This is a genomic window from Streptomyces roseolilacinus, from assembly GCF_014649335.1.
In the GTDB taxonomy this organism is placed as follows: Bacteria; Actinomycetota; Actinomycetes; order Streptomycetales; family Streptomycetaceae; genus Streptomyces; species Streptomyces roseolilacinus.
The window spans coordinates 63,470-81,242 of record NZ_BMSV01000006.1 but is presented as its reverse complement, the minus strand read 5'-3'; the positions used below and the strand labels follow the sequence as shown (position 1 = coordinate 81,242).

Sequence of the window (17,773 nt, the reverse complement as noted above, 5' to 3'; positions counted from 1 at the left end):
AGAGGTCGCGGGAGCACGGCGGCGGGTGGACGGGTGCCGTGGGAAGCGGGGCCGGGGAGGCGGCGGTGCGCGTGGCCGTCGCGGAGGCGCACGGCGGGACGGTACGGGCCGGGCCCGGCGGGGGCCTGGTCGTGGCGGTCGACCCGGCCCCCGTACCGGCGGCGGTGCCTCAGGCCGGCCAGGAGGCGAGGAGCTCGCGGTAGAAGCGGGCGTGCGGGACTTCCCGGGGGGTGGGGCCGGCGTGGAAGAAGGCCGCGTTGTCGACGTCCAGCTTGCGCAGGTAGTCGAACGCCTTGCCGTCCTCCTCGCCGAACGCGACGAACTGCCAGAACACCGGCCGCCCGGTCGCCGCGGCCTGGGCGAGGGCCTCCGTGGCGGCGGTCCTCGACTCGGGGGCGCCGTCCGTCTGGAAGATCACCAGGGCCGGGCGGTCCGGGTCGGCCTTCCCGTGGTGGTCGAGGACCGCGTGGACGGCGCGGTCGTAGTTGGTGCGGCCCATGCGGCCCAGGCCCTCGTGCAGGGCGTCGATCCGGCCCTCGGCGTTGTCGAGGGTGAGGTCGCCGGTGCCGTCCACCTCGGTCGAGAAGAACACGACGGGCACGGTCGCGTCCTCGTCGAGGTGCGCGGCGAGCGCGAGCGCCTGCTCGCCGAGGTGCTGGGCGCTGCCGTCCTTGTAGTACGGGCGCATGGAACCGGACCGGTCGAGCACCAGGTACACCACGGCCCGCGTCCCGGCGATGCCCCGCTTGCGCAGCGCGGCACCGGCGGCCTTGTACGCCTCGACGACGCCCTCGGGCGCGGCGGCCTTGACCCGACGCAACGCCACGGCGGGCTCCCCGCTCCCGGCCGCCGGCTCCTCGCCGTCCGCGGCCTCCTGCGAGGCGGAGGCGGCGGGGGCGGAGGGCTCGGGTTCTGCCTCGGGCTCGGGTTCTGCCTCTGCCTCGGGTGCGGTGTCGGCCTTGGCCCCGGACTCTGCCTCTGCCTTGGCCTCGGTCTCGGGCTCCTGCGGCGCCTCGGTGGTGGCCTCGGACTCGGTGTCGGCCTTGGCCTCGGGCTCGGGCTCGGTGTCGGCCTCGTGCTCCTGCGGCGCGTCGGTGGCGGCGGGCTCGGTCGCCTCGGCGGTGGTCTCCGCCGGCTCGTCGACGGTGTCCGTACCGTCCGTGTCGGAGGAGGTCTCGGCTACGGGCTCGGTCTCGGCTACGGGCTCGGTCTCGGCCACGGGCTCGGTCTCGGCCACGGGCTCGGTGTCGGCCTCGGCTTCGAGCTCGGCCTTGTCCTCGGTCTCGACCTCGGGCTGGACCTCGGCCTCGGCCTTGACCTCGGTTTCGGCCTCGGGCTCGGCTTCGGCTTCCCGCGGCGCGGTGTCGGCGGCGGGTTCGGTCACCGTCACCTCATCCGCCGCCGCCTCGGTCGCCTCGGTCGTCTCGACGGCGTCCGCAGCGGGCTCGTCCGCCGGGGCCGTGGCCGCCGGCGCCACCTCGGCCTCGGGCTCGGCGGCGGTGTCCGTACCGGGCGTGTCGGAGCCGGTGGCCTCGGGCTCCTGCGGGGCCGGCTCCACGGCGGCGGCCGGCTCCGGGGCGTCGGCGGGCGGTTCGGAGGGCTCGGCGGCCGGCTCCGGGGCGTCGGCCGCCGGGGCCGCCGGGGCCTCAGCGGCGTCGTCTGCCGGGGAACCGGAAGCGGCCGGAGTCTCCGACGAGTCGGCCCGGGCCGCCGGGATCGTGGGCTTCGGGTTGTCGAAGGAGGCGGCCACCAGTTCCGCCGCGACCTCCTCCGGGGTCGGGTCCTGGCGTTCCGCCTGGGACGGGACCGCCGTCGGCGGTTCCTCCTGGGGCACCGTGCGTTCCGCCTGGGGCGGGACGGAGGGAGTGGCTGTCGACTCGTCGCGCTCCGCGTCGCGGTCGCGTCCGAACACCTTGCGCAGCAAGCTCCGAATGCCCATGGGCCATGGCCTTTCGCATATTGGGTGCCGTATATGTCCGTACTGCTGGGAATACCTAGGAATCATCCCTGGCCAGGGCGGACACGTAAGGTTAGCCGCCCGGAGTGGCGTGTACAGGTGCCGTCCATTGGCGTCAAGACCGCCCCCGACGCACCCCATTCACCGCACGTTCACTTCCACGCCGCCGCCCTGGTCAGGGACCCGCCTAACGTCGCCGCCGGACGAACACGACACCACGTCGGCGCGGTGCGCGCCGAAGGAGGAACACCGTGCGCAAGCTGCTGCCGCTGCTCACCGGAACCCCGCATGCCGGCGGCCGATCCGCCCTGACCTGCCGTTACCGCTGCGGCGACGCCTGCTTCCACGAGGTGCCCAACACCAGCGACAACGAGTACGCCGGCGACGTCATCGCCAGTGCCCTCTCCCGCCGTTCGGTGATGCGCGCCGCCGCCGTGGTGACCGTCGCCACCGCCGCGGGCGGCTCCGTCCTCGGCGCGGGCGCCCCGGAGGCCCAGGCCGCGACGGCCGCGCAGGCGGCGGCGCGCCGCCCCGGCGCGTCCTCGGGGGCGCGCGGCCTGCGCTTCACGCCCGTCGCGCCGAACACCGCCGACGAGGTCACCGTCCCGCGCGGCTACGCCCAGAACGTCGTCATCCGCTGGGGCGAGCCGATCCTGCGCGGCGCGCCCGCCTTCGACCCGGACCGGCAGTCCGCCAAGGCGCAGGCCGGGCAGTTCGGCTACAACAACGACTTCCTCTCCCTCCTGCCCCTGCGGGGCGAGCCGGGCCGCCAGATCCTCGTCGCGAACCACGAGTACACCGACGAGGTCCTGATGTTCCGCGGGTACGACCCGGAGAACCCGACCCGCGAGCAGGTCGAGATCGCCTGGGCCGCGCACGGCCTGTCCGTCGTCGTCGTGCAGGAGGAGCACCGCACCGGCCGGCTCACCCCGGTCACCCGGCACCCGCTCAACCGCCGCCTCACCGCGACCAGCGTGTTCGAGCTGACCGGCCCCGCCGCCGGCAGCGACCTGCTGAAGACCTCCGCCGACCCGTCGGGCCGCAAGGTCCTCGGCACGCTCAACAACTGCGCCGGCGGCACCACCCCGTGGGGCACCACCCTCCACGGCGAGGAGAACTTCAACCAGTACTTCGCGAACGGCTCCACCGCCACCGACAAGCGCTACGGCCTCGGCTCCGGCGCCACCGAGCGCAAGTGGGAGCGGTTCGACAAGCGCTTCGACGCCAAGCAGGAGCCCAACGAGTCGCACCGCTTCGGTTGGGTCGTCGAACTCGACCCGTACGACCCCGACTCCACGCCCCGCAAGCGCACCGCGCTCGGCCGGTTCAAGCACGAGGCCGCGCAGCCCCGGCTCACCGACGACGGCCGCCCGGTCGTGTACATGGGCGACGACGAGCGGTTCGACTACTTCTACAAGTTCGTCTCCTCCAAGCGGATGATGAAGGGGAACTCGCGCGCCGCCCGCGAGCACAACCTGACCCTCCTCGACGAGGGCACCCTGTACGTCGCGAAGCTGACCGGCGACTCGCCCGCCGCCGAGTTCGACGGCACCGGCAGGCTCCCGGGCGACGGCGAGTTCGACGGTTCCGGCGTGTGGATCCCGCTGGCCACGGGCGACGTGTCGCACGTCCCCGGCATGACCGCCGACGAGGTGTACGTCTTCACGCGCCTCGCCGCGGACAAGGTGGGGGCCACCAAGATGGACCGCCCCGAGGACGTCGAGCCGTCGCCCCGCACGGGCCGCGTGTACGTCGCCCTGACGAACAACTCGCAGCGCGGCACGACCGGCAAGCCCGGCGTCGACGAGGCGAACCCGCGCGCGAAGAACAAGCACGGCCAGATCCTGGAGCTGGCCGAGCACTGGGACGACCCGGCGGCGGACGGCTTCGCGTGGCGGCTGTTCCTCGTCGCGGGCGACCCGGACGACCCGTCCACGTACTACGCCGGGTACCCGAAGGAGAGCGTGTCGCCGATCTCCTGCCCGGACAACGTCGCCTTCGACGCGTACGGCAACCTGTGGATCTCCACGGACGGCAACGCGCTCGGCACCCACGACGGGCTGTTCGGCGTGGCCACCCACGGCGAGCGGCGCGGTGAGCTGAAGCAGTTCCTGACCGTCCCGGTGGGCGCCGAGACGTGCGGGCCGGTCATCCAGAACCGCCGGGTGCTCGTCGCCGTGCAGCACCCGGGCGAGGTCGACGGCGCGTCCGTCGAGAAGCCGGCCTCGTCGTGGCCCGACGGCCCGGGCAAGCTGGTCCGCCCGTCCGTCGTCGCCGTCTACCGCGAGGACGGCCGCCCGATCGGCGTCTGACCGCGACGCCCGGCCGCCGCCGACCGGCGGCGGCCGGGAGGGCGCCCCCGCGGAGCCGGGCGCCCTCCCCCGCGGCGAGACCCCGGGCCGGACCCGCACGGCAGCCGGACCGGCCCGGCAGCGGGGCTTCACGGGGTGGCGCGGGCCTGTGCGCGCCACCTCGTGAACTGCTCCGCGGGATCCCCCGTGTACGACCACGGCACCCGCGACACCCGCGCCCCCAGCAGCCGGAACAGGTCGTCCGCCACCTCCAGCCGCCCCGCGTAGCACGCCGCGTGGGTCAGGTAGTTCAGCAGCTCCACCTCCTCCGGCCGGACCGGCCCCGGGGCGCGGTCGCCGATCCAGCGGTCCCAGGTGCGCCGCACCTCCGTCACCGCCAGCTCGTGCTTCCAGTGCTGGTCGAAGCCCCGCACCGAGGCGGGCCCCCGGCCCCGCCCCAGCGCCCCGTCCACCACGTACCGGTACTCCTCGACGCGGGCGATCTGCACCAGCACCGGCAGCGGGCAGCCGGGCGGCGCCGCGCCGGCCGCGTCGCGTGCGAAGTCGTACATCGAGCCGTGCGTGCCGTGCCACCGCGCCGACCAGTAGCGCAGCAGCTGCACGTGGCCCTCCGTGTTGTGCGGGTCGCGCCGGCGCAGCTCGTCCCACCAGCGGCGCAGCTCCGCCCGGCTCACCCCGCCCTCGTACAGCCGGGCCACCGTCAGCAGCGACACCCACGGCATCGGGTCCGCGGGCCGGGCGTCCGCCGCGGACAGGCAGGCCAGGACCGTGGAGTCGAGCCGGGCCCGGTCCACGGCGCCGCCGCGGCCCGCCGCGATCGCCGCGTCGAAGACCCGCACCACCTCGGTCGCGGCCCGCAGCACCGCCGCGTCCGGGTTGTCGGGCTCGGCGGCCCGCCAGCTCTCGACGGCCGACGTGCCGGCCGCCGCGTGGGCGAGGATCCGGACGCGGTGGGTGCGCCGCGGCCAGTCGTCCCCGGTCTCCCGCAGCAGGTCCCGCACGCCCTGCCAGCGGCCGATGGCGATGTCGTGGCGTACGTCGCCGAGCGCCTCGTCCCCGAAGTACGGGTCCGGCTCGGGGGCGGAGCGGTCCTCGCGCGTGGAGCGGCCCGCGCGGCCCGCGCGGCCCATGAGCCCCCCGGCGCGTCTCGTGGTGCGCCCGTGCCGTGGCTTCCCGGCGCCGGTCCGGTCCGGGCGTTCCCCTCCGGTGGCGCGGTGGCGTGCGGCCATGCCTTCTCCCCCCGATCGCGTGGTCGGTCGCGTGGTCAGAAGTCGGTCGCCAGGGTCTCGTCGGCGGCCGGCCGGTGCTGCCGCGGTGCGTCGCCGTACGGCACGTCCGTCTCCACCGCCAGTGCCCGTACCGCGTCCAGCTTCGCCGGACGGTAGTACGAACTACCCCGCCGCCAGTACCAGATCATCGGAATGAGACCGGTCGCGAGCCCTCCGAGGCCGACGACGAGCGACGCGGTGGACAGTTCCGCCAGCGACTCGTAGAAGATCCACAACATGAACGCCGCCCCGGCCATCGGCCACACCCCGCCCAGCAGGAAGTCCCGCACCGACGACAGCAACAGGCGGCGGTAGGCGACGACGGCGGCGAGCCCGGCGAGGCCGTAGTAGAACGCGATCTGCAGGCCCATCGCGCCGACCGCGCCGGACAGGACGTCACCGACCGAGCCGAGCGCGTTCGACGCGACGAACAGCGCCAGCGCGACCCCGCCGACGACGGCGACGGCCACCCACGGGGTGTTCCAGCGGCGGTGCACCCGTCCGAACGCGGCCGGCACCGTACGGTCCCGGCCCATCGCGAACAGCGTCCGCGTCACCTGGATCAGCGTCGTCTCCAGCGTCGCAACGGTCGACAGCATCACCGCCACGACCAGCAGTTTCCCGCCGATTCCCGGCCAGACGGCGTCACCGAGCAGAGCGAGGGTGTCGGCGTCGCCCCGCGCGGTGATCTGCTCCGTCGTCAGGACGACGTTGACCGCGATGGTGAACGCCTCGAACAGCAGGAACACCACCCCCACCCCGACGAGCGCCGACAGCCCCGCCGTGCGCCGGCCGTCGCGCGTCTCCTCGCTGAGGTTGCCGGTGACGTCCCAGCCCCAGTAGTAGAACGCCGCGATCAGCGCGCCCGACGCGAAGCCCGACACCCCGTCGAAGTGGCCGAACCCCAGCCACGACCAGTCGAACGCGGCCGCCGCGCCGCCCCGCACCACCGCGCCCAGCACGAACAGCAGGAGGAGCACCAGCTCGACGCCGGAGACGACCAGCTGCGCCCGTACGGACAGCCGGACCCCGCCCAGCACCACCAGCAGCATCACCGTGAACCAGGCCGCCCCGACCGCCGTCGCCGGCCAGGTGCCCTCCGCCAGCTCCGGGTCGAACAGGGCCAGCGTCAGCGACCCCGCCGGCAGCGACCCCGCCACCATGAACAGCGTCGCCGACACGACCAGCGCCCACCCGCACAGGAAGCCGAGGAACGGGTGCAGGGTCCGCCCCACCCACGAGTACGCGGCGCCCGCGTTCACGTCGAGCCGCCCGAGCCTCCCGTAGGCCAGCACGATGCCCAGCATGGGCAGCGCGCAGTACAGCAGCGCGGCGGGGGCGGCGAACCCGACGGCCCCGACGAGCACGGCGGTCGTCGCGGCCAGCGAGTAGGCCGGGGCACTGCCCGCGACCGCCATGAGGACGGTGTCGAACGTGCCCAGCGCATCGGGTCGGAGCCCTCTGCCGGAAGTGTTGCGCATGCCGAACGTCCTTGACTGGCAGGGGAAATGGCGCAGGGACAGCCGCATCGTAATCCCGCCTCCGGAACGCGGCGGTCCGATGCGTGTTACGTGCATTGCGTTCACGGCGGCAATCGGCCACGGAGCTCATCCACTTGCCGGTTCACCCCGACGGGTGTGCCCTGGGAGGACGACCGCCGGCAGGCCCGTCGGAAGGAGCAGCCATGGGCGCCCACACAGCCCCGGCCCGGCACCGCCGCGGCACCCGCCCCCGCGCGGGCACCGCCGCCGCCCGCCGCGGCACCGCCCTCGGCCGGGCGCTCCCCGCGGCCCTCGCCCTCGTGTACGCCCTGTACGCGGGCTTCCTCGTCCGCGGCGACGGCCCGACCACGTGGGGCCACGTCGTCTTCGGGCTCGTCTCCGGCCTGGTCCTCGGCGCGCTCTGCCACACCCTGGTCCGGGCGCGGCACGCCCTGCCGAGGGAGGCGCGGGGCCCCGCGTACGGGGCGCTGGGCGGGATCGCGATCGGCTTCCTGCACAGCGTGTCCGGCGGCACCCTCCTCGGCAGCGCCGTCCTGGGCCTGATCGTCGGCGCGGCCGTCTTCTGCGCGGCGTTCCACGTCTTCTACCCGCACGAGTGAACCCCGCCGCCCCACCCGCGCCCCGCCCGGCGGACGCCGTCCGGGCACCGGGCCGGCCGGCGGCGCCCGCGGTGGCCTTCGGCGCGGCCGCACGACCGCGGGCGGCCCGGGGCGGCCGCTTGACCTTCCCCGTGCGGGAAGCCGGAACGTGGTGCGCGCCGGGCGGGGAGCCCGGCGGGGGAGGAGACGGATCGTGGGACTGCTGACCATCGGCGCGTTCGCGCGCGCCTCCCGGCTGTCCGCGAAGGCGCTGCGCCGCTACGACGAGCTGGGCCTGCTGCGGCCGGTCCGCGTCGACCCGTCCAACGGTTACCGCTACTACGCGCAGGACCAGCTGGAACGGGCGCGACTGGTGGCGTGGCTACGGCGGATCGGGATGCCGCTGGCGCGCATCGGCGCGGTGTGCGACCTGTACGACGCGTCGGACGCGGCCGGGGCGGCACGGGAGGTCCGCGCCCACTGGGCCCGCGTCGAAGCCGACACGGCGGCCCGCCGCGACCTGGCCTCCTTCCTCGTGGACCACTTGTCGGGGAACCCGGCGGAAACGGACACGACGATGACCACCGCAACGGAACTGACCATCCGGTACGCCGCCGTCACGGACCGCGGCCTGGTCCGGGAGACCAACCAGGACGCCGCGTACGCCGGTGAGCGGCTGCTCGCCGTCGCCGACGGGTACGGCACGTCCGGCGCCGGCGCCGGGGCCGCCGCTGTCGAAGCCCTGCGCCCCCTGGATGACCTGCCGGCCGGGCGGGCCGGGGACCTGCTGAACGCCCTGGAGGACGCCGTCGTCCGCGCGAACGAGGCGGTGCGCGGCCACGAGGAGTCCGGTACGACCCTGACCGCGATGCTGTGGACCGGTTCGCGCCTCGCGCTGGTCCACGTCGGGGACACGCGTGCGTACCTGCTCCGGGACGGCCGGCTGTTCCGCGTCACGCACGACCACACCGTGGTGCAGGCCATGGTCGACGAGGGGCGCCTCACCCCGGAGGAGGCCGCCTCCCACCCGCAGCGCGCCCTGCTGCTGCGCGCGCTGGACGGCGCGGAGGAGTCCGGACGGCACCCGGAGGTGCGGCTGCACGAGGCGCGGGCGGGCGACCGGTACCTGCTGTGCTCGGACGGCCTGACGGCGGTGGTCCCGGAGACGGAGATCCACGAGGTCCTGTCCGCGGCCCCCACCCCGCGGGCGGCCGCGACGGGGCTCCTGGCCCGCGCGCACGCCGCGGGGGCCCCCGACAACACCACCTGCGCCACGGCTCACGTGGTCCCCCGCACCACCCGCTGACCGGACCGCCGCACTGCCGGCCGCCGGGGGGCGGGGCCCCGCAAGGAGCCCCGCCCCCCACCCGCCCCCCGACCGGCCGGTAGGGTTCCGGCCCGTGAGCAGGCCCGAGAGCAGTCCAGCGCCCCGTCCGGCCGGTCGTCCCGCCGGCGGTCCGGCCGGCGGCCAAGACGGCCCCCGCCCCGTCACCGTCGTCGGCATCGGCGCCGACGGCTGGGCCGGGCTGCCCGAACCGTCCCGCGCGGCCCTGCGCGCCGCCGACGTGGTCATCGGCGGCGGCGCCCGCCAGCTGGACCTCCTCCCGGACGAGGTGCGGGCCCGCCGCGTCCCCTGGCCGACCCCCCTGCGCCCCGCCGTCCCCGCCCTCCTCGCGGCGCACGCCGACCGGAGCGTCGCGGTCCTGGCGAGCGGCGACCCCATGTTCCACGGCGTCGGCCGCGCCCTCGCCGAGGTCCTCGGCCCGGACCGGCTGCGCGTCCTGCCGCACCCGTCCTCCGTCGCGTACGCCTGCGCCCGCCTGGGCTGGCCGCAGGAGGACACCGAGACGGTCACCCTCGTCGGCCGCCCCCTCGACACCCTGTCCGCCGCCCTCCACGACGGGCGCCGCCTGATCGTGCTCAGCGCCGGCGCGGCGACCCCCGCCGAGGTGGCCGCCCTGCTGCGCGCCCACGGCTACGGCCCGAGCCGCCTGCGTGTGCTGGAGCAGCTGGGCCACCCGGACCGCGAGCGCGTCCTGCACGGCACCGCCGACGACTGGCCGCACCCGCCGGGCGACCCGCTGAACCTCGTCGCCGTCGAGTGCGCCCGCGCCCCCGGCGCCCCGCGCCTCGGCGCCGTACCGGGCCTCCCGGACGAGGCGTACGAGCACGACGGGCAGCTCACCAAGCGCCACGTCCGCGCCGCGACGCTCGCCGCGCTGGCGCCCGCGCCGGGCGAACTGCTGTGGGACGTCGGCGGCGGCTCCGGCTCCATCGGCGTCGAGTGGATGCGCGTCCACCGCACGTGCCGGGCGATCACCGTCGAGCGGGACCCGGTGCGGGCGGAGCGGATCGCCCGCAACGCCGCCGCCCTCGGCGTGCCCGGCCTGCGCGTGGTCACCGCCGCCGCGCCGGACGGCCTGGCGGGCCTCGACGCGCCGGACGCCGTCTTCGTCGGCGGCGGCCTCACCGCGCCCGGCCTGCTCGACGCGTGCTGGGCGGCGCTGCGCCCCGGCGGCCGGCTGGTCGCGAACACCGTGACGCTGGAGTCGGAGGCGCTCCTCGCCGAGCGGTACCGGCGGCACGGCGGCGAACTCGTCCGGCTGGCGGTCGCCCACGCCGTTCCGGTGGGCGGTTTCACCGGCTGGCGTCAGGCGATGCCGGTCACGCAGTGGTCCGTAACGAAGGCGGGAGCAGAGGAACAATGACGGTCTACTTCATCGGCGCGGGCCCGGGTGCCGCCGACCTGATCACCGTGCGGGGCGCCCGCACCCTCGCCTCCTGCCGGGTGTGCCTGTACGCCGGCTCGCTGGTCCCGGAGGAACTGCTCGCCGAGTGCCCGCCGGACGCGCGGCTCGTCGACACGGCCCGCATGGACCTGGACGCCATCACGCGGGAGCTGGTCGCCGCCCACGAGGCCGGTCACGACGTGGCGCGGCTGCACTCCGGCGACCCGTCCGTGTTCAGCGCGGTCGCGGAGCAGATGCGGCGCCTCGACGCGGCGGGCGTGCCGTACGAGGTGGTGCCGGGCGTCCCGGCGTTCGCGGCGGCCGCGGCGGCGCTGAAGCGGGAGTTGACCGTCCCGACCGTCGGTCAGACCGTCATCCTGACGCGGATCGCGCAGCAGGCCACCCCCATGCCCCCGGGCGAGGACCTGGCGACGCTGGGCCGCAGCGGCGCCCTGCTGGTGCTGCACCTGGCGGCCCGTTACGTCGACCTCGTCGTCGCCGAACTCGTCCCGCACTACGGCGAGGACTGCCCGGCCGCCGTCGTCGCGATGGCCAGCCGCCCCGACGAACTGGTGCTGCGCGGCACCCTCGCGGACATCGCCGGGCGGACGAAGGCCGCGGGCATCACGCGCACGGCGGTGATCCTCGTCGGACGCACCCTCGCGGCGACGCAGTTCCGCGACAGCCACCTGTACTCCCCGGAGCGGGACCGGCACGTCTGCGACTGATGAGAATCCCCACACGGGAAATCACGGCTGTGGGCACAACTGTGCCGGTTGCCCTGCTTCGCCCGGTGGTGGAACGACTTATTCCGCGATCGGTCGGGCCGGGCCGCGTCCCACCGCCTTCACCGTGACGGAGTTCGCTCCCTACGATCGTGCGATCACCGACGTGCTCCGTCGCGTTCACGACTTCCGCTCCCGAGAAAGAGCATCCGTGAAGACCAGACGTACTCTCGCAACGGCCGTCGCCGCTGCCGTCATCGCGCCCGTGGCCCTCCTCGCCGCGTCTCCCGCGTCCGCCGCGACCGTGACCCCGCCGCCCGCGCGGCCCGCCGTCTCCGCGTCGCCGTCGCCCGACACGTTCGGGAAGGGCCCGTCCGTCGCGGACCTGGAGAAGGCCGTCGCGGAGGCGCGCAAGGCGTACGACGCGGCCGTGGCCGCCAAGGAAGCCGCCTACAAGGAACTGGAGAAGGCCCTCGACGGTCCCACGGCGGAGTCCCTCGCGTACGACGCCGCCAAGAAGGAGGCCGACGCCGCCACCGCCGCGCACACCGCCGCGGTGAAGGCGCTCGACGAGGCGAAGGCGAAGCTCGCCGGCCTGGGCGGCACCGCGACGCCCGAGGAGCGCGCCGCCGCGGAGAAGGCCGTCAAGGACGCGCAGGCCGCGGCCGACGCCGCCGCGACGGCGAAGACCGCCGCCGACGGCAAGCTGGACGCCGCCGGCGACGCGTACGACGACATGCGCGTCGCCGCTGCGCGGGCCTACAGCCTGACCCAGCAGGCGGTCGAGAAGGCCCGCACCGACCTCGCCGCCGCCGAGAAGGCGCTCGCGGACGCGAAGAAGGACGAGGAGGACGACGGCATGTGCGAGGGCGACGACGCCCTCGTCGCCGAGCTGACCGGCCTGCCGGCGAAGGTCACCGCCGGCACCACCGTCGACCTCACCGTCCGCGTCACCAACGACACGGACGAGGCGGTGGACCGGGCCTACGGGCAGATCCTCCTGGCGCCCGGCGGCAAGGAGCTCGCCTCCCTGTTCGACCTCCAGTACGCGACGTCCGCCTCCGCCAAGTGGCGCGACGTGGACTCGTGGGGGGTCGCCGTGAACGTCGGCGCGCTGAAGTCCGGCGCCCACGCGGACTTCAGGCTGCGGCTGAAGCCGGCCGCCTCGCTCAAGGACTGGTCGGGCCGGATCGAGGTGAGCGGCTGGTACGAGCGCGGCGACGACTGCGGCGCCAACACCACCCTCAAGGCCCACAAGTTCCAGGTCGTCGCGGCCCCGGTCGCGAGCCCGTCACCGACCCCGTCGCCGACCCCGTCGTCGGGCCCGTCGCCCCAGGGCGGCACGACGACCACCCCGGTCGGGACGACCACGACCACCACCACGGCCGGGACGCTCGCCAAGACCGGTTCCTCCGACGCCCTGCACGGCCTCGCCCTCGCGAGCGGCACCGCCGTGCTGCTCGGCGCGGGCGCGGTGTTCGCCACCCGCCGCCGCCGCGCGACGGACGCCTGACGCACCACGGCACCACGAAGGCCCCGGCCGCTCCGCCCTCCCCGGGCCGGGGCGGCCGGGGCCTTCGGCGCGCCGCCCCGCGCACCCGCACCACCCCGGGCCGCCGCCCCGTGCCCGGCCCCGGAAGCACCGGCCCGCGGGCCCCCGGTCCCGCCGTACGCCCCCGACGCCCCCTTCCGCTCACCGGGCGACCTGTGTTCACTGGCGGACGCTCACCACGTACGAACGGGAGGCGCCATGGCCGGAAAACGAGCCGCGAGGTGATCGCGGTGGTCGGGCACGCCGACCTGACCCCGGAGACGCTGACCCTGGTCGAGGCGGAACTGCGGGCCCGCCTGGAACGCCAGGAGGACGGCACGAGGGGCGTCGTACGCGTCGGGGCGGGCTTGCCGCTGGCGTTCGGCCGCGCGGCCCGGGAGGCGGGCCGGCCCCTGGTGGTGCTGCTCCCGGCGCAGGGCTCGGTACCGGCGGTGCTCCCGCACCGGGACCGCCCCGCGGCGGGCGAACTGCTGCGGCTGGCCGAGCAGATGCGGCTCGTGCCGTACGACCCGGAGGGCCGCGACGCGTGCGTGGGCGCCGACGAGCGCATGATCACCACGAGCCGCCGCCTCCTGGCGGTCTGGGACGGCTCCCCGGCGGACGGCCGCGACGCGACGGCCCACCTGGTCGCCTTCGCCCGGGCCCGGGGCATCCCGGTGGAGGTCGTCTGGCCCCCCGGCGCCACCCGCCGGCCCCCGCCGGGCCGCTGACCCGCGGCCGTACGCCGCCCCGCGGCCGTACGCCGCCCGCGCCCGCACCCCGCCCCACGGTCCGAAGCCGCCGGTCCGAAGCCCCGCGTCCGGTCCGAAGCCCCCGCCCCGGGCCGTCCCGGCGCCGGCTCAGCCCAGGATGCCGCGGTCGTACCCGACCGCCACCGCGGCCGCGCGGTCCTTCACGCCGAGCTTGCCGTACAGGTGGGTCAGATGGGTCTTGACCGTCGCCTCGCTGATGAACAGCTCACGGGCGATCTCGCGGTTGGACGTGCCCCTCGCGACCAGTTCGAGCACCTCGCGCTCACGGGCCGACAGCGCCGAACCCGCGGGCGCGGCGGGCTTCCTGACGGCGCTGACCAGGCGGGAGGCGACGGCGGGCGACAGCACGGTGCGCCCCTCGGCGGCGGCCCGGACCGCCGCGAACAGGTCCTCGCGGGGCGCGTCCTTGAGCAGGTAGCCGGTGGCGCCCGCCTCGATCGCGGGGATCGTGTCGGAGTCCGTGTCGTACGTGGTGAGGACGAGGACCCTGGCACGGGCGCCGAGCCGGGTGAGTTCGGCGATGGCCTCCACCCCGCTGCCGGCCGGCATGCGCAGGTCCATGAGGACGACGTCCGGGTCGAGGCGCAGGGCGCGTTCGACGCCCTCGACGCCGCCCGCCGCCTCGCCGAGGACGTCGAAGCCCGGTTCGGAGGCGAACATGCCGCGCAGACCGTCCCGTACGACGGGGTGGTCGTCGACGATCAGCAGCGTGATGGCGCGGTCAGTCATGGCGCACCAACGGTACGCGGGCGCCGACCGCGGTGCCCTGGCCGGGTTCCGACTCGACGGTGACGGTGCCCGCGACGCGTTCGGCGCGGGCGCGCATGCCGTCCAGGCCGAAGCCGCCGGTGCCGGTGCGCGGCGGCACGGCGAGGGGGTCGAAGCCGCGCCCGTCGTCCCGTACGTCCAGGGTGACCTCGTCGCCCATGTAGGAGAGGGTGACGCCGGCGCGGGTGGCGCCGGCGTGCCGGGCCGCGTTGGCGAGGGCCTCCTGGGCGATCCGCAGGAGGGTCGCGGCGACCTCGTCGTGCAGCGGCTCCTCGGTGCCGGTGACGGTGAACCGGGTGTCGACGCCGGTGCGTCCGGCCCATTCGGCGACGGTCTTCTCCAGCGCCCGGGGGAGCGCGTCGTGCTCCAGGGCGGACGGGGAGAGGTTCTGCACGGAGCGCCGCGCCTCGCCCAGGGAGTGGCGGGCGAGCGCCTGGGCGCGGTCCAGGTGCTCGCGGGCCGGGCCGGGGCCGGTGGCGGTGGCGACCGCCTGGAGCTGGGTGATGATGCCGGCCAGGCCCTGGGCGATGGTGTCGTGGATCTCGGCGGCGAGGCGGCGGCGCTCGTCGGCGACGCCCGCCTCCCGTGCCTGGAGGACGAGTTGGGCCTGGAGGGCGGCGTTCTCGGCGAGGGCCTCCTCCAGGGCGGTGATGGTCGCGGCCCGTTCGGCGGCCTTCTCCCTCTCCTTGCCCTCCAGGTGCTCCATGACGACGGCGAGGACCGTGTTGAGCGCGAACAGCGCCCCGAAGGCGGCCCAGTTCATCGGTGACGCGGGCGGCAGGCCGCCGGACTGGGAGCCCGCCATGGTGACGGCGGTGACCACCAGCCCGGCCCGGCAGGCGCGCGGCGGCAGCAGGCGCCCGGCCTCGAAGTAGCCGAGGCAGGCGTAGATCGCGAAGAAGGGGTTGAGCCAGGTGAGGGCGAAGGCGAAGGCGGTGCGGAGCGTGAAGTAGACGCGCCCCGCGACGGTTCCCTCGGGCAGCACCGGGGGCCCGAGCCCCGTACCGCCGCCCGCCCTGGAGCGCCCCCCGCCGTCCGTGCGGGCCCCGCCCTCCGGTCCCCTCGCCAGCAGCCGGGGCACGGCCCGGCTCCACCACCCCTGGAGGGCCAGCGACGCGAGGAGCAGGACCACCGCGGCGTACACCTCCCGCCGGGTCATCACCAGGTCGGCGGTCGCGGCGGAGATGAGGGTGGCGAGGCCGAGCAGGGCGTACGGGCCGTACCGGAAGAACTGGGCCCACCGCTCCTCGAGCGTCGTCGTCATGCCTGTCCTACTCCCAGGTGAACCAGCGTCGGGCCGCGGCCGTCAGCAGGACCGCCCAGAGCGCCATGATCCCAAGGAGCGTCAGGTCGGGCCAGCCCCCGGCGGCGGCCTGGTCCAGGGCCCGCGAGGCGGCGCCCAGGGGCGTGAGGTGCACGATGCGCTGGAGGGCCTCCGGCATGGCCGAGACCGGCAGCCAGACCCCGGAGGTGAACATCGCCGGGAAGAACACCGCCGACCCCACCGCCTGGGTGATCTTGGTGGTGCGGCTGACGGCGGAGACGGTGCCGCCCAGGGCCAGGGTGGCCAGCGCGGCGAGCACGAAGGCCGTGAGGTAACCGGGCACGTGGCCGGGCAGGGCCACGCCGAAGACGATCCGGCCCACGGCGAGGGCGAGCAGCGCGGAGACCAGGACGGCGGCGCCGTGCAGGGCGACCTGCGCGCCGACGAGGGCGGCGGGCCGCAGGGGCGTGGTCGACATGCGGCGCAGGATGCCGCGCTCGCGGTAGCCGGTGAGGACGGGCGGCATGGACTGGACGCCGGCCGTGATCAGGGAGAGCAGGAGGGCGATGGGGACGTACAGGTCCACGACGCGCAGGCCGCCCAGGTCGGGCGACGGCTCGCGGAACGACGGGATCGCGCCCAGGACGCACAGCAGGGCCGTGGGGAAGACGAGGATCCAGAAGAGGGCGGCCGGCTCCCGCAGGAAGAGGCGCGCCTCGGCCTTGAGGACGGCGGTGGCGCTGCCCCGGACGGCGGGGGCGCCGCCCCGGTCGGGGGTGGGGCGGGCAGAGGTGGTGGCGGTCATGCGTCCGGTCCCGTCAGGTCGAGGTAGGCGTCGTCCAGGGTGGCTTCGGTGACGCGGAGCCGCAGGGCGGTGACGCCCCGCCCGGCGAGCAGCGCCAGCACGGCGCCCGCGGTCTCGTCGGTGCCGCGCACGAGGATCCGGCCGTCCCGCTCGGCCACGGAGGCGACGGAGGGCAGGTCCGCCAGGAGCCGGGTGTCCAGCGGGGCGGAGGGGCTGAAGGAGATCTCCGTGCCGCCCGCGCTGCGCCCGATGAGGCCGGCCGGAGTGTCCAGCGCGGTGACCCGGCCGCCGTCGATCAGGGCGATCCGGTCGCACAGGCGCTGGGCCTCCTCCATGAAGTGCGTGACCAGCAGCACGGTGACGCCGCTGTCGCGCACGTCCTCGATGAGCCGCCAGGTGTCGCGGCGGGCGCGCGGATCGAGCCCGGTGGTCAGCTCGTCGAGGACGACGACGCGGGGGTTGCCGATCAGGGCGAGCGCGATGAACAGGCGCTGCTTCCGCCCGCCGGACAGCTTCGCGAACCGCGTGCCGAGGTGGTCGGTGAGCCCGAGGCGCTCGGCGAGGGCGCGCCAGTCGGCGGGCTCCGGGTAGCAGGCGGCGTACAGTTCGAGCGCCTCCCGGACGGTGATCTTCGGCTGCAGCTCACTCTCCTGCAGCTGCGCGCCGAGGAGCCGGGTGAGGGGGCCGCGGTCGGCGGCGGGGTCGTACCCGGCGACGCGCACGGTGCCGGCGTCGGGCCGCCGCAGTCCCTCCACGCACTCGACGGTGGTGGTCTTGCCCGCGCCGTTGGGCCCGAGGATCCCGAAGACCTCCCCCTCCTCGACGGCGAAGGACACGCCGTCGACGACCGCCCTGCCCCCGTAGGCCTTGCGCAGGCCGCTGACTTCGATGATTGCCATGCCCCGAGCCTGCCGGGACGGGGCGGGCCCGGACATCGCCCGTCACGCTCGACCCGGCATCAACCGATCGGTTGATGCCGGGTACGACCCCGGGGCGCGCCGCTACGAGGCGGAGCCGGGGCGGTCGGTGCGGCGGGCCTGCTTCATCTCCGCCTCGTACAGGTGGGTGCGGCCCTCGGCCAGCTCGTCCACCGCGGCGCGTTCGAGGTCCTTGAACGGCTGGTAGTACGTGTCGTCGTAGGCCTCGACGATCTGGAAGGTCCAGTGGCCGGGGATGACGTCGCGGCCCAGGATCTCCTCGCGCACCCGCTCGGCCCACTCCGGGTGGCCGGCCTCGCGCAGCAGCTCCACGGCCCGGCCCAGCTCCAGGTCCGCCGAGCCGGTCAGCTGGTGGAAGCCGTAGAGGTGCCCGCGTGCCCGTTCCGTCGTCTCCAGCGCTTTCGACAGGGATCCCAGCGCCTCCACCAGGGTGTCGCTGACGCCGTCGGGGCGCCGGTGGTCGCGGTCGGGGCCGTCGTGGTGCGTGTTCATCGTCCTGCCGTCCAGCCGGTGGGGGGAGGCGTGCGGGTGCGCGCCCCCGGGAGGTGCGGGCCGGCCTCGCCGACCGCCGGCCCACCCCTGAGGGTGCCCCCGTCCCCGCGCGGGAACCACCCCGAACCCCC

The 17,773-nt window shown here is 75.7% G+C and carries 15 protein-coding genes; 7 read left to right on the top strand and 8 right to left on the bottom strand.

The genetic code is table 11. The features are described from left to right. Window positions 1–169: 169 nt before the first annotated feature. Window positions 170–1,939: a VWA domain-containing protein gene (locus tag IE106_RS15580; protein WP_189534296.1), complete on the bottom strand. Its 1,770-nt coding sequence runs from the start codon at window positions 1,937–1,939 to the stop codon at window positions 170–172. Between the two features lie 269 nt (window positions 1,940–2,208). Between IE106_RS15580 and IE106_RS15575 the strand changes: the two genes are divergently transcribed. Next, window positions 2,209–4,269 carry a PhoX family protein gene (locus IE106_RS15575; RefSeq protein WP_189534294.1) on the top strand — a complete coding sequence of 687 codons (2,061 nt, stop codon included), beginning with the start codon at window positions 2,209–2,211 and terminating at the stop codon, window positions 4,267–4,269. A 128-nt stretch (window positions 4,270–4,397) separates the two neighbouring features. On the opposite strand, the gene IE106_RS15570 is transcribed toward IE106_RS15575, so the two are convergent. Together IE106_RS15570 and IE106_RS15565 are read right to left on the bottom strand one after the other, a co-directional pair. Continuing rightward, complete coding sequence (locus IE106_RS15570; protein WP_189535038.1) at window positions 4,398–5,399, bottom strand: hypothetical protein; 1,002 nt, start codon at window positions 5,397–5,399, stop codon at window positions 4,398–4,400. 134 nt (window positions 5,400–5,533) lie between these two features. Continuing rightward, window positions 5,534–7,018 (bottom strand): APC family permease, encoded by a 1,485-nt coding sequence (locus IE106_RS15565; RefSeq protein WP_189534292.1) that lies wholly within the window; start codon window positions 7,016–7,018, stop codon window positions 5,534–5,536. A 203-nt stretch (window positions 7,019–7,221) separates the two neighbouring features. Here IE106_RS15565 and IE106_RS15560 point away from each other — a divergent pair, with 203 nt between their 5' ends. The 6 genes from IE106_RS15560 (at window position 7,222) to IE106_RS15535 (ending at window position 13,333) form a co-directional block, all read left to right on the top strand. Continuing rightward, window positions 7,222–7,638 carry a hypothetical protein gene (locus IE106_RS15560; protein ID WP_189534290.1) on the top strand — a complete coding sequence of 139 codons (417 nt, stop codon included), beginning with the start codon at window positions 7,222–7,224 and terminating at the stop codon, window positions 7,636–7,638. A 193-nt stretch (window positions 7,639–7,831) separates the two neighbouring features. After that, window positions 7,832–8,923 carry a MerR family transcriptional regulator gene (locus IE106_RS15555; protein ID WP_189534288.1) on the top strand — a complete coding sequence of 364 codons (1,092 nt, stop codon included), beginning with the start codon at window positions 7,832–7,834 and terminating at the stop codon, window positions 8,921–8,923. Between the two features lie 94 nt (window positions 8,924–9,017). Beyond that, window positions 9,018–10,325, top strand: a complete 1,308-nt coding sequence (cbiE, locus tag IE106_RS15550; RefSeq protein WP_268255302.1) for a precorrin-6y C5,15-methyltransferase (decarboxylating) subunit CbiE — start codon at window positions 9,018–9,020, stop codon at window positions 10,323–10,325. Beyond that, complete coding sequence (gene cobM / locus IE106_RS15545; protein WP_189534286.1) at window positions 10,322–11,074, top strand: precorrin-4 C(11)-methyltransferase; 753 nt, start codon at window positions 10,322–10,324, stop codon at window positions 11,072–11,074. The genes cbiE and cobM overlap by 4 nt, the downstream gene beginning before the upstream one ends. Window positions 11,075–11,282: 208 nt before the next feature. Further along, window positions 11,283–12,584 (top strand): LPXTG cell wall anchor domain-containing protein, encoded by a 1,302-nt coding sequence (locus tag IE106_RS15540; RefSeq protein WP_189534284.1) that lies wholly within the window; start codon window positions 11,283–11,285, stop codon window positions 12,582–12,584. 260 nt (window positions 12,585–12,844) lie between these two features. Then, window positions 12,845–13,333, top strand: a complete 489-nt coding sequence (locus IE106_RS15535) for a TIR domain-containing protein (RefSeq protein ID WP_189534282.1) — start codon at window positions 12,845–12,847, stop codon at window positions 13,331–13,333. 129 nt (window positions 13,334–13,462) lie between these two features. Here IE106_RS15535 and IE106_RS15530 read toward each other — a convergent pair whose 3' ends face one another. The 5 genes from IE106_RS15530 to IE106_RS15510 form a co-directional block, all read right to left on the bottom strand. Further along, window positions 13,463–14,104, bottom strand: a complete 642-nt coding sequence (locus IE106_RS15530; protein ID WP_189534280.1) for a response regulator — start codon at window positions 14,102–14,104, stop codon at window positions 13,463–13,465. After that, the gene (locus IE106_RS15525) at window positions 14,097–15,407 is read right to left on the bottom strand and encodes a sensor histidine kinase (RefSeq protein ID WP_189534278.1); all 1,311 of its coding nucleotides are present in this window, start codon (window positions 15,405–15,407) and stop codon (window positions 14,097–14,099) included. Before IE106_RS15525 ends, IE106_RS15530 begins: the two co-directional genes overlap by 8 nt. A 7-nt stretch (window positions 15,408–15,414) precedes the next feature. Beyond that, window positions 15,415–16,212: an ABC transporter permease gene (locus IE106_RS15520; protein WP_189534276.1), complete on the bottom strand. Its 798-nt coding sequence runs from the start codon at window positions 16,210–16,212 to the stop codon at window positions 15,415–15,417. Next, window positions 16,209–17,111, bottom strand: a complete 903-nt coding sequence (locus tag IE106_RS15515) for an ABC transporter ATP-binding protein (protein ID WP_189534274.1) — start codon at window positions 17,109–17,111, stop codon at window positions 16,209–16,211. Before IE106_RS15515 ends, IE106_RS15520 begins: the two co-directional genes overlap by 4 nt. A gap of 102 nt (window positions 17,112–17,213) precedes the next feature. Next, the gene (locus IE106_RS15510; protein WP_189534272.1) at window positions 17,214–17,642 is read right to left on the bottom strand and encodes a hypothetical protein; all 429 of its coding nucleotides are present in this window, start codon (window positions 17,640–17,642) and stop codon (window positions 17,214–17,216) included. Window positions 17,643–17,773 lie beyond the last annotated feature (131 nt).

Bases quoted from the DNA above. Each gene is read 5' to 3' on its own strand.
- IE106_RS15580 (WP_189534296.1), bottom strand. From the start codon at position 1,939: ATGGGCATTCGGAGCTTGCTGCGCAAGGTGTTCGGACGCGACCGCGAC.
- IE106_RS15570 (WP_189535038.1), bottom strand. From the start codon at position 5,399: ATGGGCCGCGCGGGCCGCGCGGGCCGCTCCACGCGCGAGGACCGCTCC.
- IE106_RS15565 (WP_189534292.1), bottom strand. From the start codon at position 7,018: ATGCGCAACACTTCCGGCAGAGGGCTCCGACCCGATGCGCTGGGCACG.
- IE106_RS15560 (WP_189534290.1), top strand. From the start codon at position 7,222: ATGGGCGCCCACACAGCCCCGGCCCGGCACCGCCGCGGCACCCGCCCC.
- cobM (WP_189534286.1), top strand. From the start codon at position 10,322: ATGACGGTCTACTTCATCGGCGCGGGCCCGGGTGCCGCCGACCTGATC.
- IE106_RS15530 (WP_189534280.1), bottom strand. From the start codon at position 14,104: ATGACTGACCGCGCCATCACGCTGCTGATCGTCGACGACCACCCCGTC.
- IE106_RS15525 (WP_189534278.1), bottom strand. From the start codon at position 15,407: ATGACGACGACGCTCGAGGAGCGGTGGGCCCAGTTCTTCCGGTACGGC.
- IE106_RS15520 (WP_189534276.1), bottom strand. From the start codon at position 16,212: ATGACCGCCACCACCTCTGCCCGCCCCACCCCCGACCGGGGCGGCGCC.
- IE106_RS15515 (WP_189534274.1), bottom strand. From the start codon at position 17,111: ATGGCAATCATCGAAGTCAGCGGCCTGCGCAAGGCCTACGGGGGCAGG.
- IE106_RS15510 (WP_189534272.1), bottom strand. From the start codon at position 17,642: ATGAACACGCACCACGACGGCCCCGACCGCGACCACCGGCGCCCCGAC.